Genomic DNA, 22,196 nt, shown 5'->3' with positions numbered 1-22,196 from the left:
CGGCGACCAAGGAGTGACAGCGCCAGATGGAGCCAGCACAGCGACCGGGGGACGAGGCGGGGATCGGCCGGGAGGAAATCCGCGCGGCTATTGCGAAGCAGCTCGATGTACCGGTCGAGACGATCGCAGACGGCGATGATCTGATCCAGCTCGGATTGGACTCCATTCGCACCATGAAGTTGGCGGGTGGCTGGCGCAAGCGTGGGCTGGAGATCAACTTCGCGCAGTTGGCTGCGGCGCCGTCGGTCGCGGAGTGGTCGCGGTTGCTCGGCGTCGACGAATCCGTCGCGGCGGTTCCGGAGGTCGAACCTGTCGAAAACCTTGATCCCGAGGACGAATTCGCGCCGTTCCCGTTGGGGTCGATGCAGCACGCCTACTGGATCGGTCGCTCCGAGGAACAGGATCTCGGCGGTGTCGCCGCGCACCTGTATGTCGAATTCGACGGTGCCGAGGTCGATGCCGAACGATTGGCGCGGGCGGTGACGGATCTCGTTGCCGTGCATCCGATGCTGCGCACCAGGTTCCTCCCCGACGGCACCCAGCAGACCATTCTCAATCCGGGTCGGCCGGTGTTCTCGGTCGTCGATCTGCGCGCGCACGCTCCCGCGGCGGCCGAGGCCGAGCTGGAGCGGTTGCGCGACAGCAAGACTCATCAGCGGCTGGCCATCGAGGAGGGGCGGGTGCTCGATGTGACGCTGAGCTTGCTCGCCGACGGTCGTACCCGGCTGCATCTCGATGTCGACATGATCGCGGGTGACGCGATGAGCTACCGCGTGCTCGTCGCCGACCTCGCCGAGCTCTACCACGGCCGCACGGTGCCGCCGCAGGGCTACAGCTATCGCCGGTATCGCACCGAGCGCACGGTGGATGCCGTTGCCAGGGAACGCGATAAGCAGTGGTGGCGCGATCGGCTGCCGGAGCTGCCCGGCGCACCGGAGTTGCCGACCATTCCGGTCAGCGAGCGCGCCGAACCGCATCGGACCGTCCGTTACGACCACTGGTTGGAGCCGGAAGCCAAGGAGCGGCTGCTCGCCGCCGCGCACGCCCGCGGCATCACACCGGCAATGGCGTTGGCCGCGGTATTCGCCGAGACCATCGGCGGCTGGTCGGCGCAGAGCCGCTTCCTGCTGAATGTGCCGCTGTTCCACCGGGAGCCGGTGCATCCGGTTATCGACCGGGTGATCGGCGATTTCACCTCCTCGATCATGTTGGAGGTGGACGTCACCGAGAACGTGACGGTCACCGAGCGGGCGAAAGCACTACAGCGTGCGATGCACGAAAGCGGCTCGCACACCGCGTATTCCGGGCTGGAGGTGCTGCGCGATCTGGGCAGGCACCGCGGCGAGCCGGTGCTCGCGCCGATCGTCTACACCAGCGCGCTCAACCTGGGCGAGCTGTTCGCGACCTCGGTCACCGAGACCTTCGGCGAGCCGGTCTGGATCATCTCGCAGGGCCCGCAGGTGCTGTTGGACGCGCAGGTCACCGAGGTGCGTGGCGGGCTGCTGCTCAACTGGGACGTGCGCGAATCCGCGTTCCCCGCCGGAATGATCGACGCCATGTTCGCCAGCTACACCGAGGCCATCGGCAGGCTGGGCGCGGGCGAGGCGGGCTGGATCGCGGAGGCCGCGGTGCACCTGCCGGTCGCCCAGGCCGCCGTGCGCGCCGCGGTGAACGCGACCGACGGTCCGGTGTCCGGACGGGCGCTGCACCAGGGCTTCTTCGACCATGCCAGCAGCACGCCCGACGCACTGGCGGTGCTGTGGCGCCGCGACGGCGTGGATGGCAGCTGGAGCTATGCCGAACTTGCCGCACAAGCGCTTTCGGTGGCGGCGGCGCTGCGCGAAATCGGAGCGCGGCCGGGTGCGACCGTCGCGGTGCAGCTGCCGAAGGGCCCGGATCAGATCCTCGCCGTACTCGGTGTGCTCGCGGCGGGTGCGGCCTATGTGCCCATCGGTTTCGATCAGCCGGTCGCGCGGCGCGCGGAGATCCTGCGCACCGGTGACGTGGTCGCCGCGCTCACCGTCGACGGCGCCGACATGGGTCGCCCGGATATCACGTGTCTGCCGCTTTCGGCGGCGCGTACTCATCCGAATCCGTTGGCCGAGCCGGTGATTCCGGATCGGGAGTCGATCGCCTATGTGCTGTTCACCTCCGGCTCCACCGGTGTGCCGAAGGGTGTCGACGTGCCGCACCGCGGTGCTATGAACACCATCGACGCGGTGAACGAGTGGTTCGAGGTCGGCCCGGCCGACCGGGTGCTCGGACTGTCCGCGCTGGAATTCGACGCCTCCGTCTACGACATGTTCGGCATGTTCGCCGTCGGCGGCTCGGTGGTCGCGCTGTCGGCCACGCAGCGCGAGGAGGCGACCAGTTGGGTGGAACTACTGACCCACCACCGGGTTTCGATCCTCAACTGTGTGCCGAGCATGCTCGACATGATCCTGGAGATCGGCGGTGACCACCTCGGCGATTCGTTGCGCGCGGTCACCCTCGGCGGTGACTGGGTCGGCGCGGATCTGGCGCGGCGGCTGGCCCGGCAGGTGCCGGACTGCCGGTTCTCCGGGTTGGGCGGCGCCACCGAAACCTCCATCCACAACACCATTTGCGAGGTCGCCGACCCGCCCGCGCATTGGGCCACCGTCCCGTTCGGCGTGCCACTGCGCAATGTGCGCTGCCGCGTGGTGAATTCGGCGGGCCGCGACTGCCCGGATTGGGTGCCCGGCGAATTCTGGGTCGGCGGGGCGAATGTCGCGGCGGGCTATCGCAATGATCCGGAGCGCACCGCGGAACGGTTCGTCGTCCACGACGATCTCCGCTGGTACCGCACCGGTGATATGGCGCGCTACTGGCCCGACGGCACCATCGAATTCCTCGGTCGCGCCGACCATCAGGTCCAGATCCGCGGCTACCGGGTGGAATTGGGCGAGGTGGAAAGCGGACTGCGTACCGCGCCGGGGGTTCGGCACGCGGTGGCCGCCGTGGTCGGCAAGGGCGCGCCTAAGCTGGTGGCGGCGGTTTCGGGCGAGGTCGGCTCCGCCGAGGAGATTGTCGCGGCGGTGCGAGATCTCTTGCCCGGCTACATGATTCCCACTCGCATCGAGATCTTCGAGCAGATGCCGTTGACCGATAACGGCAAGCTGGATCGTCGCGCGGTGGTGGCACTGCTGGAACCCGACGCGTCCGAAGCGGTGGACGCGCGCCCGCGCACGCCGCTGGAGGCCGCACTGGCCACGATCGTCGCCGAGGTGCTCGGTACCGAGCGCATCGGCGTGCACGACGATTTCTTCGGCGCGGGCGGTGACTCGGTGCTGGCCACCACGGCCGTCGCCAGGATCCGCGAATGGCTCGAGGTCGACCACGCGCTGGTCGCCGATCTGCTCGTCGGCCGGACGGTGGCCGGGTTGGCCGGGCGGCTGGTCGAACGGGAGACCGGTCGTGGCACGCCCGATCGCCTGGACGCCGTCGCCAAGTTGTACCTGGAGGTGGTGGCGATGACCGACGAGGAGATCCTGGCCCAGGCGTGACCTGTGCGCATTGCCTGAGAACGGTCGCCGCGCGCACTAGACTTCCGGGTCATGAGCCATTGGGATACCTCGAACATTCCCGATCAGAGTGGCCGCACGATCATCGTCACCGGCGCGAACAGCGGGCTGGGGGCGGCGACGGTGCGTGCGCTGGCCGGGGCGGGTGCGCAGGTGGTCCTGGCCTGTCGGAATCTGGCCAAGGGCGAGAAAGTGGCAGGTGAGATCGGTGCGCGGGCCGAGGTGCGCGAACTCGATCTCGCGGATCTGGCCTCGGTGCGTGCGTTCGCCGATGCGGTGGACCGGGCCGACGTACTGATCAATAACGCGGGTGTGATGGCGGTGCCGCAACGGCGGACCGCCGACGGCTTCGAAATGCAGATCGGCACAAACCATCTCGGTCACTTCGCGCTGACCGGGCTACTGCTGGAAAAGATCTCGGACCGGGTGGTCACGGTCTCCAGCTTTGCGCACCGGGCCGGCAAGATCGATCTGGACGACCTGAACTGGGAGCGCCGCAAGTACCAGCGCTGGTCCGCCTATGGCCAGGCGAAGTTGGCCAATCTGATGTTCGCCTACGAGTTGCAGCGCAGGCTGACCGCGGCGGGTTCGTCGAAGATTTCGGTGGCCGCCCATCCCGGCTATGCCGCAACGGAACTGCAGTCGCATACCGAATCCATCCTGGACACGGTCATGGCGCTGGGCAACCGGCTGCTGGCGCAGGGCGCCGAAATGGGTGCGCTGCCGGAGATCTATGCGGCGACCGAGCAGGTCGAGCCGGGCGCGTTCTATGGTCCGGACGGATGGGGCGGCATGCGCGGCTATCCCGGGCTGTCCGGTTCCACCGCCGCGTCCAAGGACGAGCAGGTCGCGCGCGGCCTGTGGGAGCTGTCGGAGAAGCTGACCGGCGTCACCTACACCTTCGGCAAGTAGCCGAGTCTGTTGCGGCACAAGCAAACTCGGTTGGGCCTCGGCTCGATCGGGGGTGCCGTCCTGCAAGTGGCTGCGGTCTCGTGATCCAGGTCATATCCGTCGATGTCACACTGGGCTGGGCCGCGTCGTCCTCTCTGTGAACCCAACCGAATGGAAGGCACAGATCATGGAACAGCGCTTCAACCTCTACGCCAACCCCGTCGCCGGTAGCTACGTCAAGCGGCTCGTCACCGCGGGCAAGGTCGTCGACGGGTCCTCCCTGCCCGCCGCCACCTACGAACTGGTCAAGATCCGCGCCAGCCAGATCAACGGCTGCGGCATGTGCGTCGATATGCACACCAAGGATGCCGCGCACGCGGGCGAGACCGCCGTGCGAATCAACCTGATCGCCGCCTGGCACGAGGCCACCGTCTTCACCGAGGCCGAGCGCGCCGCCCTCGCCCTCACCGAAGAGGCCACCCGCATCGGTGACGGCCGTGGCGTCAGTGACGAGACCTGGGAGCAGGTGCGCAAGCACTACGACGACGATCAGACCGCGGCCCTCATCGCGGCCATCGCGACGATCAACGCGTGGAACCGGATGAATGTCATCGTCCGCACCCCGGCCGGTGGTTACGTCCCCGGTCAGCTGGGGTGAGCTTCGGCACGAATGTTGGCCTTGCGGTTACCTCGGGATAGTCCCTGGTACAGTCACCGTCGTGCAGCGCGTCTATTTCTGGTTTAGCAAGCCGGCCCTGGGTGGGTCGGTCTGCGGCAACCATTTGCGCTGACCTCATTTTCCACCCCGAGCCGGATGATGGACCGGCTCGACGGGTTTCACGTCCGTGGGTCGGCCTTGAAGTAAAGGAACCCACATACGATGACTACCGCAGCCGACGTCGACGCGCGGCATTCCGATCTGGACGACCAACGCACCCTCAGCGTGAGCCCGTTGCGCTCACCGGCCGAGGTGCGCCAGGTGCATCGAATCACCGATGTGCTGGCCGACGTGGTCCGAGCCGGTCGCAAAGCCACCGTCGATGTGCTCAACGGTGCCGACGATCGCCTGATGGTGATCGTCGGACCGTGTTCGGTCCACGATCCGGCCGCCGCGCTGGACTACGCCCGCCGCCTGGCCGCCAAGGCGGCCGAACTCGACGATCGGCTACACGTCGTGATGCGGGTGTACTTCGAGAAGCCGCGCACCACCCTTGGGTGGAAGGGGCTGATCAACGATCCGCACCTGGACGGTTCCTTCGACGTGAACACCGGACTTGGCATCGGCCGCAAGCTGCTGGTCGATATCACCGCCCTCGGTCTGCCGGTGGCTTGTGAATTCCTCGACCCGATCACCCCGCAGTACATCGCGGACCTGGTCTCCTACGGCGCCATCGGCGCGCGCACCGCGGCCAGCCAGGTGCACCGCCAGCTCAGCAGCGCACTGTCCATGCCGGTCGGCATCAAGAACGGCACCGACGGCGATGTGCAAGTGGCCGTCGACGGTGTGCGGGCCGCCGCTGCCAGCCACGTTTTCCCAGGCACCGACTTGGACGGCCGCTCGGCGCTGATCCGCACCACCGGCAATCCGGACTGCCATGTGATCCTGCGGGGCGGCAGCACCGGCCCGAACTACGACGCCGCCTCGGTCCGCGAGGCCTGTATCCGGTTGGAGAAGGCATCGCTACCCGAGCGGATCGTGGTGGACGCCAGCCACGGCAACAGCAATAAGGATCACAACAAGCAGGTCGATGTGGTCACCGATATCGCAGGCCGGTTGGCCGCGGGCGAGCCGGGCGTGGTCGGCGTGATGCTGGAGAGCTTCCTCGTCGCGGGCCGCCAGGATCTGACCCTCGGGCACGCCGACGCGCTGACCTACGGGCAGTCCATCACCGACGCCTGCATCGATTGGGAGACCACGGCCGCCCAGCTCGATCGCCTCGCCGAAGCGGTGCAGCAGCGCCGCGATCACTGATACTCCGAGCCTGTCGCCCCGGTGAAAGCCGGGGCGCGGCTACGGATTTCGCCGCGGTTTCGCGACGACGCCGAGGATATCGCCGGAGCAGACGGTGGCGCCGTCGAAGCCCGCGATGGCCAGATAATCGATGAGATGTCCGGGTGCGGGTTTCGGACCGGTGCCGCGGGGTCCGTCCGGTTGTCCGTATCCGTAGAACAGATACAGCGTGCCGCCGGGCGCGAGGACCTGCCGGATCAGCGCGAGTTCGGCGGTCGGCCGCTTGGTCCAGAACAGATTCACGTTGACGGCGACAACCTTGTCGAAGCCGCGGGCCGATCCGATTTCGGCGAGTACCCGGGCTCGGTCGAGCTGTTCCAGTCCGGCGTGCAACAGGTGGACCTTGCCGCATTTGATCAGTGCGGCATGGCGTTTCGCCGCGCGGGCGATGGCCGTCGGCGAACGGTCCACGCCGACGATCCGACCGCCGTCCAGCTGTGCGGCCAGGTACGCGATCGAGTCGCTGGAGCCGGGACCGATTTCCAGGATCCGGTCGTCGGGCCGCAGGTGCATGGTTTCGGCGATCCACTCGAACCGGGCATCGACCGCCATATGGGCAATCTACGACTGTTGCGCGGCCCCGGTCGGCGGTTCCGTCAGATCCCGGGCGGCCAATCCGAGACCGGGCCGGGTGGGTCCGTCGCCAGCCGTCCGCCCAGCCAGGTGTCTCGGCGGCTGCCGCGCTGCATACTGCCGAGGCGCGCCATGCCCTCGTAGTGAAAACCATTGCGGCGGACCACCGCGGCCGAGGCGTGATTGCCGACGAAGGCGCGCCAGTTGATCCGGCTCAGCCCCAATCCTGTCGGCTGGAGACCGAATTCGCACACCAGGGCGACCGCACGAGACATCAGCCCGCGTCCGCGTTCCGCGGAGACCAGCCAGAAGCCGATTTCCGATGCCGATTCGTCGCGCGCGTTGAGATCGATCATGCCGACCACCGGACCGTCGGCCCGCGTCCGCAGCGCCCAGATCGGACTGCGGGTGGCCCAGCCGGGCGCGACCATATCGTCGAGGAAGGATTCGGCATTCTTCCGGTGATACGGAATCGGAATCGTCACCCACTCGGCAATGCTGGGCTCCTGGCAGCATGCGACGATATCGTCGATATCGGCCTCGGTCGGCCGCGACAACCAGATGGTTGTGTCGGATAGCGGATGATCCTCCATATGATCATGGTGTCATGACCGGCTCGTCGGGCCGATCAGCGCGGAACGTAGAATCAGCCCGATGGTTGCCGCTCTTCTCGCCGACTTGTTCGAATCGCATCGGGCGCATCTGCTCTCGGTCGCCTACCGGCTGACGGGCAGTGCGGGCGACGCCGAGGACGCGGTGCAGGAGAGTTGGCTGCGGCTGGCCGGTGCGCATCAATCCGAGATCGAGGATCTGCGTGGGTGGCTGACCACCGTGGTCAGCCGAATCTGCCTGGACCGCCTGCGCAGTGCCGCGGTGCGCCGGGAAACCTATGTCGGGCAGTGGCTTCCGGAGCCGGTCGTGACCGGTACCACGCCATCGACCATGCCGGATCCGCTCGAGGCGGTGGTCCGTAAACAGGAATGCAGTCTCGCCGCTTTGGTGGTGCTGGAGAGTCTGACGCCGCCGCAGCGCGTGGCATTCGTTCTGCACGACGGGCTTTCGGTGCCGTTCGACGAGATCGCGGAAATCCTCGGCATTTCGGTGGAGGCGGCGCGCCAGCTGGCCGTGCGGGCCAGGAAGTCCGTCGCGCAGGCCCCGCCGCCGGTCCCTGATGTCGAGCACGCGGCCGCGGTGCGCAATTTCATCGCCGCGCTGTCCGCAGGTGATATCGCCGCCATAACCGCTGCGCTACACCCGGATTCGGTAATAATCGGCGATGCGAACGGCACCACGTCTACCGCGATCAATGTCATCGCCGGTGCGGACAAGGTCGCCCGCTTCCTTGTCGGACTGATGCGCAGGTATGGTATGGACGGCTCCTCGGAGCCGACACTGGAATTCGAATTCGCCACGGTCAATGGGCAATTGGGTTTGGTCGTGTATCGGGTCGGCCCCGGTTACGGTCGGCTCGAAGGTCCGCCCCGTGTGATCGGATTCGCGGTTCGTGACGGATTGGTCTGGGGTACCTACGATCTCGCGAATCCAGAGAAACTGTCCCACGTCCGTCTGGGGTGAGACGGTGCCAGGCCGGGCCCTCATCGCCAGGCCTGACACCGCCATCGGATTACGGCGTTGACGAGCCCAGGAACCAGTCCCCGGTCGACGATCCGGTGCCGCTATTGCCGGTCGACGAGCCGTTGAACCAATCGCCGGTGGACGAGCCGAAGCCGGCGATCAGGTCGTGTGCGATATTTCGCAGGAAACCCAGTACCGTTCCGGCGACCTCCGACGCGGCCGGCTGCAGTACCAGGTCCAGATACGAGGCCATAAGCGCCCCTTTCGAGCTACCGCCGCAGGTCGGCGGTTTGTGAGGTAGAACACGGCGAGGCTAGCCGCCGTTGGGACACCGCACAACCATGCAGGTAGAGGGGCCAATTCAAAAGTGAAATATAGCCTTTCGCTATCTGTTGGCAACAATGGCGATCGCTGGGCTACTCTCCGGATATGTCCTCGCAACCCGCGACCGTCACCCGCTTGCGCCCCTTCGCCTCCACGATCTTCGCGGAGATGACCGAATTAGCCGTCCGGCACGAGGCGATCAACCTGGGTCAGGGCTTTCCGGATACCGACGGACCCGCGGGCATGCTCGAGGTCGCCCGTCAGGCCATTGCCGACGGGCTGAACCAGTACCCGCCCGGCCGCGGTATGCCGATCCTGCGGCGCGCGATCGCCGCCGACCGGGCCCGCCGCTACGGCACCCAGTACGACCCGGACACGCAGGTCCTGGTCACGGTCGGTGCGACGGAGGCGATCAGTGCCGCCGTGCTCGGCCTGGTGGAGCCCGGCCGAGAGGTCGTGCTGATCGAGCCCTACTACGACTCCTATGCGGCCGCGGTCGCGCTGGCCGGAGCGCGACGGCGCACGGCCCATCTCGTCGCCGACGGTGACCGCTTCGTACTCGACCTGGACAGCCTGCGCGCCGCCATCACGCCCGCGACCAGGATGCTGATCGTCAATTCACCGCACAACCCGACCGGCACCGTACTCGACCGCGCCGATTTGACCGCGATCGCCGAAATCGCCTGCGAACACGACCTATTGGTGCTCACCGACGAGGTCTACGAACATCTCGTCTACGACGGCAACGAGCACATCAGCCTCGCCACCCTGCCCGGTATGGCCGAGCGCACCGTCGTGGTGTCCAGCGCGGCAAAGACTTTCAGCGTCACCGGTTGGAAGACCGGCTGGGCGCTCGGTCCGGCCGAACTCATCGACGGCGTGCTCGCGGCCAAACAGTTCCTGACCTTCGTGGCGGGTGGGCCGTTCCAGCCGGCCGTCGCGCACGCGCTGAACAATGAACTCGACTGGGTCGCCGCACTGCGAGACACGCTGTCGGACAAGCGGCTCCGGCTCGCCGCCGCGCTGAAGGACACCGGCTTCGGGGTGAAGGAGAGTGCGGGCGGCTATTTCATCTGCGCGGACATCACACCGCTCGGCGCAACCGACGGCTTGGCTTTTTGCCGGGAACTACCGGCTCGGCTGGGTGTCGCGGCCGTGCCGCTCCTCGCCTTCGCCGACCACGTCGATGCGTGGAATCACCTGGTGCGCTTCACATTCTGCAAACGCGACGAAACCCTCGACGAGGGCGTGCGCCGACTCCGCGCGGGTGTTCGGGTGGGCTAGGCCCGGTCCTGTGGACGCCGTCGCGCCTGCGGTGCGTGCCAGTCGTACCGCATCGCGAGCAGGCGAAATACGATGGCGCCGAGCGCGGCGCAGGCGCCGGTGATCGGGTTGTAGGCATTGAAATGCAGTAGCGTCGCGGTCGCCGTGGCACCGAAAAGTGCTGGTACCGCATAGATCTGCTCGGGTATCAGCACACTCGGCGTCTGTCCGCCGAGCAGATCGCGGATCACTCCGCCGCCGATCGCGGTGACCAATCCGAGCAGTGTGGCCGAGGGCGCGCCGAGACCGTGGTTGTAGGCGATCACCGTGCCGGTCACGCAGAACAGCCCAAGCCCGAAGGCATCGGCCACCCCCAGCGGGCCGCCGGTCACGCGCGGCGACGGATGCCAGAAGAAGATGACCGCGGCCGCGAGCAGCGCGGTCCACAGGTAACTGAGATCGACGAACGACGCGGGAGGTGTGCGGCCGATTACCAGATCCCGAATGACACCGCCACCCAGCGCCGTACTGCAGGCCAGCACCACGATCCCGAATACGTCGAATCCGCGCCGCACCGCGAGCAGCGCCCCCGAGGTCGCGAAGGCGAAGACGCCGAACAGCTCCCCGATATGCTGCGCGGTATTCACCGCGGCATCGAAATGCGCCATGCGCACACGATCACATATCCAGCGGCACCCGGGCTCAGGCAGGCATCGGCCGCGCACGGTCGGTCGCGACCAGTACCGCGATCCCGCCGAGCATCGTGCCCATGAAATAGCGCTGGATCCGCAACCACAGCGGCCGACCGGTCAGGAAGGCGGCGATCCCGCCCGCACCCAGCACGATCAGCCCGTTCACCGTCAATGCCACCGCGATCTGCACCGACCCGAGGCACAGACTCTGCAACCACACCCGGCCGCGCTCGGGCGTCACGAACTGCGGGATCAAGGCCATGTACATGATCGCGATCTTCGGATTCAGCAGATTGGTGACCAAGCCCATGGTGAACAATCGCCGCGTCGGATCCGGGGGCAACTCGGCGGGTGCGAAGACCGAGGTCCCGCCGGGCCGCACTGCCTGCCAGGCCAGCCACAGCAGGTATCCCGCGCCCGCCAGCTTCACCGCCAGATACAGCCCGGGCACGACTGCGAACACCGCGGTGATCCCCGCTGTGGCCGCCGCCAAGTAGACCCCGAATCCGGCCGCGACGCCCCCGAGCGACACCAATCCGGCCCGCCGTCCCTGCGAAACACTGCGCGATACCAGATACATCATGTTCGGTCCCGGTGTCAGCACCATCCCCAACGCGGCCGCCGCCACTCCCAGAATCGCCGCAGTCTCGATCATGCTCTCGATACTCGTGCACATGCGCCGCATTCGTCGCGGGCCAGTTGGGCGGTGGTGGACTGGCGTCATCGTCCCGGAACAAAACAGGCCGCTCGCACGCTGTATGTGCGAAGCCGACGCGAGCTAGGCCCGTCGGAGGCAGGATCGATGCCGCATCCGATGGGTTGTCGGTGGTGTCGGGGAGAATGGGCCGGAGTCGCACGAGCGATCCGACAATGCCGGACGCGCCGTATACGAGGAGAGACTGTGACCGACGGTCCGCTGATCGTTCAGAGTGACAAGACGCTGCTCTTGGAGGTCGACCACGAGTTGGCCGGGGTGGCGCGGCAGGCCATTGCGCCGTTCGCGGAATTGGAGCGGGCGCCGGAGCATGTGCACACCTATCGGGTGACGCCACTGGCGCTGTGGAATGCGCGGGCGGCGGGTCATGATGCCGAGCAGGTGGTGGATGCCCTGGTCAGCTACTCGCGGTATGCGGTGCCGCAGCCGCTGCTGGTCGACATCGTGGACACCATGGCCAGGTACGGCCGGTTGCAGCTGGTGAAGAATCCAGCGCACGGGTTGATGCTGGTCAGTCTGGATCGCGCGGTGCTCGAGGAAGTGCTGCGGCACAAGAAGATCGCCCCGATGCTCGGCGCCCGCGTCGATGAGGACACCGTGGTCGTGCATCCGTCCGAGCGCGGCCGGATCAAACAGATGCTGCTGAAGATCGGCTGGCCGGCCGAGGATCTGGCGGGCTACGTCGACGGCGAGGCACATCCGATCGAGCTGGATTACACCGGCGGGAAGTGGCATCTGCGCGATTACCAGGAGATGGCGGCAGATTCGTTCTGGGCCGGTGGTTCGGGTGTCGTGGTGCTGCCGTGTGGTGCGGGCAAGACGATGGTCGGCGCGGCCGCGATGGCCAAGGCGCAGGCCACGACGCTGATCCTGGTCACCAATACGGTGGCCGGACGGCAGTGGCGGCGTGAGCTGCTTGCCCGAACCTCGTTGACCGAGGAAGAAATCGGCGAATACTCCGGCGAGCGCAAGGAAATCCGTCCGGTCACCATCGCCACCTATCAGGTGATCACCCGCCGCACCAAGGGCGAGTACAAGCACCTCGAACTCTTCGACAGCCGCGATTGGGGCCTGGTCATCTACGACGAGGTGCACCTGCTGCCCGCGCCGGTCTTCCGGATGACCGCCGATCTGCAATCGCGGCGCAGGCTCGGTCTGACCGCGACCCTCGTCCGCGAGGACGGCCGCGAGGGCGATGTGTTCTCGCTGATCGGGCCCAAGCGCTACGACGCGCCGTGGAAGGACATCGAGGCGCAGGGCTGGATCGCGCCCGCCGACTGCATCGAGGTCCGGGTCACCCTCACCGATGCCGAGCGGATGGCCTACGCCACCGCCGAGCCCGAGGAGCGCTACAAGCTCTGTTCGACCGCGCGCACGAAAATCCCTGTGGTGGAATCGATTCTGGCTCAGCACAAGAATGCGCAGACCTTGGTGATCGGCGCGTATCTGGACCAACTCGACGAACTCGGCGCGGATCTCAATGCGCCGGTAATTCAAGGTTCGACGAAAACCAAAGAGCGCGAAGAACTTTTCGATGCCTTCCGGCGCGGTGAGATTCCGGTGCTGGTGGTGAGCAAGGTCGCGAACTTCTCCATCGATTTGCCCGAAGCATCTGTCGCGGTGCAGGTTTCGGGAACATTCGGTTCGCGTCAGGAAGAAGCGCAACGGCTCGGTCGACTGTTGCGGCCGAAACACGATGGTGGCCAAGCCCACTTCTATTCGGTCGTCGCACGTGACACCCTGGACGCCGAATATGCCGCGCACCGGCAGCGTTTCCTCGCCGAACAGGGTTACGCGTATCGCATTACGGATGCCGATGACTTGCTGGGACCGGCCATCGGATAAGCGGAGGAACCTGTCGGTGCCCTTCGGTAGAGTAGCGCCCGTGTCCGCAACGACACCCCGGACCTCCAAGCGGGATGCCGGGTTATCAAAGCCTGTGGAGAGTTTGGCTCTGGCCGACCACTGTTGGACGGCGAAACCGGACTCGGTGAAACAGGAACCTGCATCGGCGACGGTGTAGGAACACCCGAGAAGGGTGGTGTTGGACGACCTGTACAACACGCTGTAGGAATGGTGACGTGCGACGCTTCGATTTCATAGTTGACCGCAAGCACGCCCGCGCGGTCAACGAAGTCGTCGCAGGTTTGCGCCGACAACGAGCGGCGGCGATCGGTGCCGCAGTCCTGCTGGGACTCGGCACCGCTTTCCTGATCTGGCTCAACCATCCGTGGGCCTATCTGCTCGCGATCGCATTCGCACTCGGCGCGGTCGTCGCGCTGTGGGTGGCGTTCTGGACACCGCACCGCTCCAGCATCGACAAGCTCTATGCCGACGGTGAACTGGTCCCCGCGGTCGTCTCCGAAACGCATCCGGGCGGGGTGGTGCTGCTCGCACTGGTCGATGTCTCGAAACCGGAGACCCACGACCCGCGCTATGCCTTGGTGATCAGGAAGGTCAGGGATCTGCCGGGACACGAGAAGCGCGCGGGTGAGCGGGTGCCATCGGTCGCGGTGCGCACCGATCGGGCGCCGCGTCAGGTCGGCGAGCGCTGGCAGTCGGTCAGCGCCATGCCGATCGCCTGGGGCACCCGTGACGGCACCGTCATCGATCGGGCGCGGGCTGCCATCAGCGAGGTCGAATGGCGATTGCTCACCGACAATCTGGAACTCGCCGACAAGGTGCGGCGCACCTCTGCCAAACGGTTGCTGCTCGACCCGCACCAGCTGCCCGGTGACCTGGGTTCCTGATCAGCCGAATTCGCTTGCGCCGCAGAATAGACTCGGTAAATGGTTCCGGCGTCCAACCTGCTGGCTTTCATCGCCGCATCGATTGTCATCATCGTCATCCCCGGACCGGGTGTGCTCTTCACCATCGGCCGGGCCCTCGCACTCGGCCGCCGCGCCGCCTTGGTCTCGGTATTCGGTCATTCCGCGGGTGTTTTCATCGCGCTACTGCTGGTCTCGGTGGGCCTGGGCACCCTGCTCGCGGCCTCGGCGCTCGCGCTCACCGTGGTCAAGTTCGCCGGTGCGCTCTATCTGATGTACCTCGGCATCCAGGCGATCCGCGAGCGCAAGGCGTTGCGGGCGGCGCTGAACGCGCAGCTCGACCCCGCCGATGCCAAGGTCTTCCGGCAGAGCGTCTTCGTCGGGCTGACCAATCCCAAGGCGATCGTCTTCTTCTCGGCGGTACTGCCGCATTTCGCCGAACCGTCGGCGGGTTCGCTGCAGTTGCAATTCCTGATCCTCGGCTCCATCTTCCTGGCGATCGCATTGATCTCCGATAGCGCTTGGGGCCTGCTGGCCGCATCGGCCCGCACCTGGTTCGCGCGCTCGCCGCAACGACTGGAGGCGGTCGGCGGTGCGGGTGGTGCGATGATCTTCGGCCTCGGCGCGTCGGTGGCACTCAGCGGTAGCGCCGACTGAAGCGACTACCATCCACCGAGGTCAGGTGGGCCATGAAAGGGGTGGTGGTCGTATGAGGTGGTCCGGCTGGTTGTGTGCGGCCGTGGTCGGCGCACTGGTCGCCGCCCCGGTTCCGGCGAACGCCGATCCGCTCGTCGGCGCGCCGGGTCTGGACGATCCGTACTACCCGCTGGACGGCAATGGCGGCTACGACGTCGGCCACTACGAGGTCACCATCGGCTATGACCCGCCGAGCCATCAGCTCACCGGCACGACCACGATCGACGCCACCGCCACCCAGCCCCTGCGGATGTTCAATCTGGACTTCAACGGCCCGGACGTGCGCATGGTCTCGGTGAACAACCTGCCGGCCGCTTTCGACCGCAATGGCGACCACGAACTGACCGTGACCCCACTGCTGCCGCTGTTGCCCGGCCTGCCCTTCACGGTGACCGTCGACTACGCAGGGCAAGCCAGGAACACCGAAGGTGAGGGCTGGACCTACGCGCCCAGCGGCGGCGCCTTCGTCGCGGGCGAACCGCATTCGGCCACCACCTGGTATCCGCTCAACGACACCCCGTTGGACAAGGCCACCTTCACCCTGCACGCATCGGTTCCAGCGGAATGGGAGGTGATTTCCAACGGTGTGCGGACCGAGAACGCGGTCGCCGGTACGCAGCGCAACGTCACCTGGGAATCGCATCAACCGGTGCTCGGCTACCTGACCACGGTCGCGATCGATCACTACAGCTACCTCGAACAGCGCCGTGCCAACGGAACCCCGCTGATCAGCGCCTTCGCCCAGAATGCGGAGCGCAATCGGGAAACCGAGCAGCGCCTGCCCGAAATCATCGACTTCGAAGAGGCGCTCTACGGTCCCTATCCGTTCGATACCGCGGGTGGCATCTACGTCGACGCGGATCTGGAGTTCTCGCTGGAGACCCAGACCCGTCCGATCTACGCACCGTGGACCGACCTGCCGACCGCGGTGCACGAAATCGCGCACCAATGGTGGGGTAATTCGGTGTCGGTGCGGCAATGGTCCGATGTATGCCTGAACGAATGCTTCGCCAGCTACACCGCCGATTACCTGTGGCCGGAACGGATGGAGGGAAAGGATGTCGACGCGGCCTACCGCGGGACCATTCAGAAGAACCGTTCCGACCCGAAATTCTGGAATATCCCGCTGGAAAATCCGGGCGTCGGAAATGAATTCACCTCCGTCTACTATCGCGGCCCGCTGTTCTTGCACGCCCTGCGCAAACAACTCGGCGACGACGCATTCTTCGCGGCCGTCCGGGAATTCAACGCCGCCCACGCTTACGGGAATGCTTCGATGCCGGAGTTTCGTACCTTCATGCAGTCGAAATCCCCGACCGATCTGACCGGCTTCTTCGATGCCTGGCTGAACCGCACCACAATGCCCCCGGACGAGTACCTCTTCCCTGGCGCATTGCGCGGCTGACGTTCAGTCGACGCGTTCGCGGGCTTTTTCCACCCAGCCCTCTGCCCGATCGAGTTGTTTCTGGGCCGCGCGTAGTTGGTCCTGCGCACCGCGATCGGCGGTGCGGGCGAATTGCTTCTGCTGTTCGGCGTGTGCGAGCTCTTCGCGCAGTGCCTCGATGCGGGATTCGCACTCGGCCAATCGTTTTGCCGCCTCTTCGACTTCTTCCTGTGCCGAATCCCTTGCTGCACACGCAGATTCGAAGGCTTCGAGTGCCTCATCGAGTTCCTGTACCGCATTGTCTGCTGCGACGGGTTCGGCGGATTTCTTTGTGCCCGTGCCGCTTACCGAGGTGAGTGCCGCACCGCCCGGTCCGAAACCCGAATAACTCGCCGACGTCACCAGTGTCCCGCTGCGCACCTGCTCGGCGACCGCGTCGTCGGCCAGCGCCGCGGTAAGCGTCTGTCCCACTTCACGCAGCACCCCCTCGGTGACCGGATGCCCGCGATCTGCGGCCAGTGCGCCGGCCCGCTTGGCAAGGGCATTGACCACTTGCTGCCGCTGCGTGGTCAGTGTGCGCAACTGATCGCCGGACAATTCCCGCTGCGCCGTGCGCAGCGCGTTCCCCAGTTGCAGCAGCGCATCGACATCGTCGGGTGCGGCGCGGGCCAGCAGGTTCACCGTCCAGGCGACCACCGTCGGCTTACGCAGTTTGCCGACGGCGGTCGCGAGCGCCTTATCGCCCGCATCCCTGGCCTCGGCGACGCGTGCCGCCCTGGCTGCGATGAACTCACCAGGGTCTAATCCGTACAAGTCGACGGCGACCTCTTCGAGCCTCATACTTGCCAAGCGTAACGACCGGGTCTTCGGAAGCGACAGAGTGCACATGCTGGACAAACGTCCATGTGTTCGTAATGCGAAAGGCATTGATAGTGAACAGTTTAGGAATCACGGTCCTGGTCAACCTGATCCCGAAATTCGTCGGCCTCGCGCTGATGGGGCTGACCGGACTCTACGGGCAGTACTGAGCCGCGCCTCGGTGTTGGTCGGTTGTCCGAACTGCTGATGCGGTTCGGACGACCGTGACGGTATCCTCACCGCGTTCACATCTGTCGTGAACACGTTCGGTGAGAGAGGGTTTCACGTTGAAGTTCCCAGGAATGAGGCTGCTGGCACGTATTGTGCTCGCCCTCCTGGCGGTGGGCGCATTGGTGGCCGTGGTGACCGGTTGTTCGGCGCTCGACAATGCAAGCAAGTCCGACACCGCCAAGGCGAAGGTCGGTGATTGCATCAATGTCACCGACAGTTCGTCATCGGCCACCAAGTCCGAGCCGGTCGACTGCTCGTCGCCGAAGGCGGTTTACAAGGTATTCCAGACCGCGGACAAGAAGGTCGAATGCGCGGCCGAATACACCACCTACACCGAGGATCTGGTCAGTGGCGGCCAGGCCTACATGTGCCTCGCGCCGAACTTCAAGCAGGGCAGCTGCTACGCCGACGTCGGCACCAACCCGTACAAGTACGTGGACTGCTCCTCCTCCGAAGCCACCTTCAAGGTGGTGCAGCGCATCGACGGTCAGGCCGACGAATTGCAGTGTGGCGCCGACGCGACCAGCTTCGTGACCGTCCCGGACCCGAAAGTCACCTTCTGCCTCGGCGCAGCCAAGGGCTGATTACTCGAGTAGTGCGACCGACGCGATCCGGTGCAAGGTGAAATGCCGGATCGCGCCGGTCACCGGGTCCAGTGCGTCGAGCTGGCCGTTGCCGACCTTCAACGGTTCGACCACGCGCTGTGACGCGACGCCCTGGGCGTCGACATAACCGATATTGACCGACCGCCGCACCCGCGCCGCCAATTGCAGCAGCGCCAGGGTTGCGGCGGTACTCGTTCTGGTGCCGTCCGGGCGCACAGCCTGGCCGTTGCGGGCGCTGGCGGCTCGATCACCCGCACGCAGCTCCGCGACGAGCAGTGTCAGCTGTTCGGTGCTCGGCGGCGTCGGGCGATACGGCTGCCTGGCATGCGGACGCACCGCGATCCGGGCGCCGCGCGGGCGCAGATCGACAATGGTGCCGGCGGAATCCTCACCGGCCGGGGCGAATCCGGCCGCGCGCAACCGTTCGAGCAATTCGCCGAGCGGGGCCTGGGCAATGGCGACGGTGGGTGCGATGGCCCGCAGCGCGAGTTCGCCCGCCACCGGCGAGCTCAGCACCTGAGCCAGCAGTGCCGGATCGTCACTGCGGACGAACGACTGCGCCATGCCGGCCCGCAACTGGCCGTGCCTGCGCGCGACGTCATCGATCAGATAGGTCAGCGACTGCGGGATCGGTGTGCGGGAATGCGTGGTGAACAGCGTATGCAATTCGGCCGCGGTCATCCCGGCATCGAGCGCACGTCGCACCGATGTGTCGCTGATCCGGTAAACCGTTGCCGCACCCGCGGATTCGATATCGGCCACGAGTGCCACCCGGCTCTGTAGCTCCGGTTTCAGCGGACCGGGCGCGATGACGGTCAGATCCGCCTGGACCAGCACATGATCGATGGGCTCGGGCAGCGCCGATTCCATCTCGGCTTCGGCATCGGACGCACTGGTCGGCGAGCCGTGCAGCAATGCTCGCGCCGGTGAGGCGAGCGCACCGCGTCCGATGAAACCGAGCGTCGCGGCCTCATCCAGCGTGTGCTCGACCGCCTCGGCGCGAAAGTGCCTGCGCCATCGCGGTTGCCGCCAAGCCAGCAGTCGGCCGATATCGGTGGGGTCCAGTGCGGTGCCGGTCGGATATTCGGCGAGCAGATTCAGCATGGTGTGACGGTCGCGCGGCGCGTGCGGGGTGCGCAGCTCGATCGCCAATGCCGCCAGCGGTTTGTCATTGGCGTCGCGCATGCCGATCATCCATGGCATGCGGTCCAGGTCGAGCCAGGCCTGTGCCAGCGCCACCCAGCGTCGCGCGGGCGGAGCGTCGCGCCAGCCGTCGGCGGCCGGTGTGGGGGCCCAGAAGTCGTCGGTGGAGTCGAATTCCGGTGGCGGGTCGGGCATACCCTTTTCGACGAGTTTGGCCGCGGCGAGCAGTTCGACAAGCAGTCCGGCGCGCGGTTCGTCGATACCGGTCTGTTTGGCGATGCGGCGCAACTCCCGCACGCCCAGACCACCCGCGCGCAGTGCGGGCGCGGGCGCCTGGCCGAGCGCCTCCAGAATGTCGGCGCAGTGCCGCAGTAGCTCGCCCACTTCGCCCGCCGCGACCGCATTCACTTCGGTGGGGCTGTGCTTCGTCGGCGTCGGCTCCGGCGGTTTCAGCGCGTGCGGATGGGTCACCGGCTCCCGGCGCAGCAGCTGGCCGACGGTGACCGGGAGTTCGACCGTCTCCTCGTCGATCCAGTGCAGTAATCGGCGGCCGAGCAGTTGCTGGATCGGGCGGTCGGCCGGTGTGCCCGCAGCCGCGTCCCTGGTGCGTCCGCGCGGGCCCGTGGTGGCCAGCTTGTCCAGCAGCGCACGTTCGGCGGGAGAGACGGCCGCCAGGGCCGCCAACACCTCGGGCTCGGTCAGCGCGTCCGGAATTTCGGTGGTGCTGCCGATCGGCCACGGCAGCGCCTCGGCGGTGGCCGGGATCAGATGTAGGTCGTCACCGACGTTCCAGACCAGCGCGCGATCGGATAGGCGGGCCAGCGCGGCATCGATCGCCGCGACCTTCACCCGATCTTTCAACTGCACGCGCAATGCCTTGCGACTCATCGGCGTTCCGCCCGAACCCGTCGCCCGATGCACCGCAAGGGTTTCCACGATCGCGAACTCGAGTGTGTCCAGGTCATCGGTGGCACGCAGGACCGACGCGCGCTGCTCGGCGCGGGCCGCGAGCACCGCCATGGAGGAGGGCAGTGGCACGGCCAGATCGGGCCGGAGTTCGAGCAGGGCCACCAGCTGCGCATCGCTGCGGGCCGCGAGCCACCCGGCCAGGGATTCGGTCGCAGTCATCCCATCCAGCCTACGATGCAGCGGATTTGTCTGCCGGGGCAGGAGCGCCGGTATGCAGCGCGTTAGCATGTGGACGTGGTGAACAAATCGAAGAAACCCTATGTCGACCATGGCTGGCCCTCGGTGGAGGACGGTGGCCATGCGGTCACCGAACTGTCGTCGACTCGTTCCGGTGGGCTCTCGCCGTTCGGTGAGGACACCGAGTTTCCGGTTCCGGCCGATCAGCTGCCGTATATGCACCCGAATACGGTGATCAACCGCTGAGCGGCACACCGCTCGGTACCCGGACGGAAAACCCGCGGATACGAAGAAGGTCCCCGCATCAATGATGCGGGGACCTTCTTCGTATGGTCTGCGTTGTGACGACTCAGGAGGGCAGCATGCCCTTGTTCGCCTCGTAGAAGCTCACGACTGCCGGGTCGAGCTGAGTGCCCTTGGCGGCATTGAAGAAATCGAGGGCTTCCTGCGGGATCTGCACACCCTGGCCCTGCACGACGGCGACGGCGCGGTCGATCGCGTTGTACACCTGCTGGCTGGGGTCGGCGGCGGCCTGCTCCGGAGCTGCCGGGGCCGGGTTCCAGCGCGGGGTCTCGGTGGAGGAGGGGGCGGTGCGCGGAGAGGATCCGCTGCTCAAGCCGAGCGAGGACGAGCACGAGGGCCAAGCGCCCCAGCCCTGGCTGGCGAGGACCTTCTCGGCGACCGCGATCTGCTGTTCGCGGGTGGCCTGGTTGGCGGTCGCGGCGTATTCGCCGCCGCCGTGAGCATTCCAGGTGGAGGGGGAGAACTGCAGTCCGCCCTGGAAACCGTTGCCGGTGTTGATGCCCCAGTTGCCTCCGGCCTCGCACTGCGCGAGGCGATCCCAATCCTGGTCGGGTGCCGCGCTGGCGTTTCCAGCGAGAGCCACACCTGCGGTGCCGATGATCGCGCCGGTGACGGCGACCTTGGCTACGGTGCGCCCGGTGGAGGTTGGCTTGCGATGGCGTCCACTCATATCGGGTTCTTCTGCCTCTCGTACGCATCTGCACGTGGTCCGGACTGAGAGGTCGTCCGTCCCGCCCCCACCCCTGCTTCCGTCGGGGTCCGGTACCCGCGGGGTGAGGTTTGATGCGGCGGGCCGGTGGTTGCCGGTTGTCCCGGCTGGGTAAGACCGTACGACGATCGGCGCGAAAAATCACTATTTGGTAACCGGCGGGTCCGCGCGGATCTCGGACCGGTATCGGTTGCGGCGGACAAGCTTCCGCGCAGCTGAGACATGGTGCGGACGGGCCGGTCACGGGCCGCTGCCGCTCCGTTATCGCGCCGTTATGTGACGAGGATCACACCGGCGGTTCGGTAACGATCAGCAGGGGTAACCGGTTTACCGCGATCGTCGGCCGGACCACAATGCGAAAACGATCGCGCAGAGGAAGCCGAGCGGCGCCAACATCGCCAGCAGATACAGCCACAGGCCCGGGTCGGAATCACTGAGGACCGGCGTCAGAAATATGGCGACGATCGCAAGCAAGCCGATCGCGAACAGACCGAGTGCCACGTACAGCAACCGGTCGCCCGCGGGGCGCGGTGAGCGGCTCGGAGGCGGTGGCGCGGATGGATTCGTCACTGCTCGACCGTAAAACTGATGTGCTTGCGTTATTCGCACCGGGGTAGACTCTGTGTCAATCGCGTCCTGCACAGCTGTGGGGCGCGTTCTTTTCGCAAACTGACAGGAGCCGTCCGAGGCGGTATGCCGGACGAGCACCTGGGCAGACGGATGTGCTCGGGCCAGTGGGGCCCGAGTTTCGATGATGAACGGGTGAG

Annotated in this window: 21 protein-coding genes; 12 read left to right on the top strand and 9 right to left on the bottom strand. The window is 66.4% G+C overall.

Annotated elements, in window-relative coordinates; genetic code table 11:
- Positions 1-26 precede the first annotated feature (26 nt).
- The 4 genes from ACZ60G_RS17260 to ACZ60G_RS17245 all read left to right on the top strand — a co-directional run bounded on the left by ACZ60G_RS17260 (position 27) and on the right by ACZ60G_RS17245 (position 6,405).
- The gene (locus ACZ60G_RS17260) at positions 27-3,524 is read left to right on the top strand and encodes a non-ribosomal peptide synthetase (protein ID WP_465811080.1); all 3,498 of its coding nucleotides are present in this window, start codon (positions 27-29) and stop codon (positions 3,522-3,524) included.
- A 51-nt stretch (positions 3,525-3,575) separates the two neighbouring features.
- Complete coding sequence (locus ACZ60G_RS17255) at positions 3,576-4,454, top strand: oxidoreductase (protein WP_465811079.1); 879 nt, start codon at positions 3,576-3,578, stop codon at positions 4,452-4,454.
- A 166-nt stretch (positions 4,455-4,620) separates the two neighbouring features.
- Positions 4,621-5,091: a carboxymuconolactone decarboxylase family protein gene (locus ACZ60G_RS17250; RefSeq protein WP_465811078.1), complete on the top strand. Its 471-nt coding sequence runs from the start codon at positions 4,621-4,623 to the stop codon at positions 5,089-5,091.
- Positions 5,092-5,313: 222 nt separating this feature from the next.
- On the top strand, positions 5,314-6,405 hold the full coding sequence (locus tag ACZ60G_RS17245; protein WP_465811077.1) for a 3-deoxy-7-phosphoheptulonate synthase: 1,092 nt from the start codon (positions 5,314-5,316) through the stop codon (positions 6,403-6,405).
- A gap of 39 nt (positions 6,406-6,444) precedes the next feature.
- Here ACZ60G_RS17245 and ACZ60G_RS17240 read toward each other — a convergent pair whose 3' ends face one another.
- Positions 6,445-6,996: a class I SAM-dependent methyltransferase gene (locus ACZ60G_RS17240; RefSeq protein WP_465811076.1), complete on the bottom strand. Its 552-nt coding sequence runs from the start codon at positions 6,994-6,996 to the stop codon at positions 6,445-6,447.
- Positions 6,997-7,040: 44 nt separating this feature from the next.
- A complete protein-coding gene (locus ACZ60G_RS17235; RefSeq protein ID WP_465811075.1) occupies positions 7,041-7,610 on the bottom strand; it encodes a GNAT family N-acetyltransferase in 570 nt (189 codons plus the stop codon).
- A gap of 61 nt (positions 7,611-7,671) precedes the next feature.
- On the opposite strand from ACZ60G_RS17235, the gene ACZ60G_RS17230 reads away from it, so the two are divergent.
- On the top strand, positions 7,672-8,592 hold the full coding sequence (locus tag ACZ60G_RS17230) for a sigma-70 family RNA polymerase sigma factor (protein WP_465811074.1): 921 nt from the start codon (positions 7,672-7,674) through the stop codon (positions 8,590-8,592).
- A gap of 49 nt (positions 8,593-8,641) precedes the next feature.
- Here the strand turns inward: ACZ60G_RS17230 and ACZ60G_RS17225 are convergent, their stop codons facing one another.
- The gene (locus ACZ60G_RS17225) at positions 8,642-8,845 is read right to left on the bottom strand and encodes a hypothetical protein (protein WP_040686425.1); all 204 of its coding nucleotides are present in this window, start codon (positions 8,843-8,845) and stop codon (positions 8,642-8,644) included.
- 176 nt (positions 8,846-9,021) lie between these two features.
- Here ACZ60G_RS17225 and ACZ60G_RS17220 point away from each other — a divergent pair, with 176 nt between their 5' ends.
- Complete coding sequence (locus ACZ60G_RS17220) at positions 9,022-10,200, top strand: pyridoxal phosphate-dependent aminotransferase (RefSeq protein ID WP_465811073.1); 1,179 nt, start codon at positions 9,022-9,024, stop codon at positions 10,198-10,200.
- Here ACZ60G_RS17220 and ACZ60G_RS17215 read toward each other — a convergent pair.
- Both ACZ60G_RS17215 and ACZ60G_RS17210 read right to left on the bottom strand, forming a co-directional pair.
- The gene (locus ACZ60G_RS17215) at positions 10,197-10,847 is read right to left on the bottom strand and encodes a trimeric intracellular cation channel family protein (protein WP_465811072.1); all 651 of its coding nucleotides are present in this window, start codon (positions 10,845-10,847) and stop codon (positions 10,197-10,199) included. The genes ACZ60G_RS17220 and ACZ60G_RS17215 overlap by 4 nt on opposite strands.
- A gap of 34 nt (positions 10,848-10,881) precedes the next feature.
- The gene (locus ACZ60G_RS17210) at positions 10,882-11,526 is read right to left on the bottom strand and encodes a LysE family translocator (RefSeq protein ID WP_465811071.1); all 645 of its coding nucleotides are present in this window, start codon (positions 11,524-11,526) and stop codon (positions 10,882-10,884) included.
- 246 nt (positions 11,527-11,772) lie between these two features.
- Between ACZ60G_RS17210 and ACZ60G_RS17205 the strand changes: the two genes are divergently transcribed.
- From ACZ60G_RS17205 to ACZ60G_RS17190, 4 genes are all read left to right on the top strand, one after another.
- Positions 11,773-13,431, top strand: a complete 1,659-nt coding sequence (locus ACZ60G_RS17205; protein WP_465811070.1) for a DNA repair helicase XPB — start codon at positions 11,773-11,775, stop codon at positions 13,429-13,431.
- Positions 13,432-13,667: 236 nt separating this feature from the next.
- Positions 13,668-14,336: a DUF3239 domain-containing protein gene (locus tag ACZ60G_RS17200; protein ID WP_465811069.1), complete on the top strand. Its 669-nt coding sequence runs from the start codon at positions 13,668-13,670 to the stop codon at positions 14,334-14,336.
- 39 nt (positions 14,337-14,375) lie between these two features.
- Positions 14,376-15,011, top strand: a complete 636-nt coding sequence (locus ACZ60G_RS17195) for a LysE family translocator (RefSeq protein WP_063044420.1) — start codon at positions 14,376-14,378, stop codon at positions 15,009-15,011.
- A 52-nt stretch (positions 15,012-15,063) separates the two neighbouring features.
- Positions 15,064-16,455: a M1 family metallopeptidase gene (locus ACZ60G_RS17190; protein WP_465811068.1), complete on the top strand. Its 1,392-nt coding sequence runs from the start codon at positions 15,064-15,066 to the stop codon at positions 16,453-16,455.
- A gap of 3 nt (positions 16,456-16,458) precedes the next feature.
- Here the strand turns inward: ACZ60G_RS17190 and ACZ60G_RS17185 are convergent, their stop codons facing one another.
- Positions 16,459-17,274, bottom strand: coding sequence for a hypothetical protein (locus ACZ60G_RS17185; RefSeq protein WP_465811067.1), 816 nt, complete (start codon positions 17,272-17,274; stop codon positions 16,459-16,461).
- A 320-nt stretch (positions 17,275-17,594) separates the two neighbouring features.
- Between ACZ60G_RS17185 and ACZ60G_RS17180 the strand changes: the two genes are divergently transcribed.
- The gene (locus ACZ60G_RS17180) at positions 17,595-18,107 is read left to right on the top strand and encodes an LppU/SCO3897 family protein (RefSeq protein WP_465811066.1); all 513 of its coding nucleotides are present in this window, start codon (positions 17,595-17,597) and stop codon (positions 18,105-18,107) included.
- Here the strand turns inward: ACZ60G_RS17180 and ACZ60G_RS17175 are convergent, their stop codons facing one another.
- Entirely contained in the window at positions 18,108-20,399 is a 2,292-nt protein-coding gene (locus tag ACZ60G_RS17175; protein ID WP_465811065.1) for a helicase-associated domain-containing protein, read from the bottom strand. It abuts the gene before it with no gap.
- Between the two features lie 75 nt (positions 20,400-20,474).
- Here ACZ60G_RS17175 and ACZ60G_RS17170 point away from each other — a divergent pair, with 75 nt between their 5' ends.
- Positions 20,475-20,663, top strand: a complete 189-nt coding sequence (locus ACZ60G_RS17170; RefSeq protein ID WP_040686441.1) for a hypothetical protein — start codon at positions 20,475-20,477, stop codon at positions 20,661-20,663.
- Between the two features lie 103 nt (positions 20,664-20,766).
- Here ACZ60G_RS17170 and ACZ60G_RS17165 read toward each other — a convergent pair whose 3' ends face one another.
- Positions 20,767-21,390: a transglycosylase family protein gene (locus ACZ60G_RS17165; RefSeq protein ID WP_465811064.1), complete on the bottom strand. Its 624-nt coding sequence runs from the start codon at positions 21,388-21,390 to the stop codon at positions 20,767-20,769.
- Between the two features lie 366 nt (positions 21,391-21,756).
- Positions 21,757-21,999, bottom strand: coding sequence for a hypothetical protein (locus tag ACZ60G_RS17160; RefSeq protein ID WP_465811063.1), 243 nt, complete (start codon positions 21,997-21,999; stop codon positions 21,757-21,759).
- Between the last annotated feature and the right edge of the window lie 197 nt (positions 22,000-22,196).

The organism is Nocardia sp. NPDC102475 (assembly GCF_055584605.1).
This window is presented reverse-complemented; position numbering and strand designations above follow the sequence as displayed.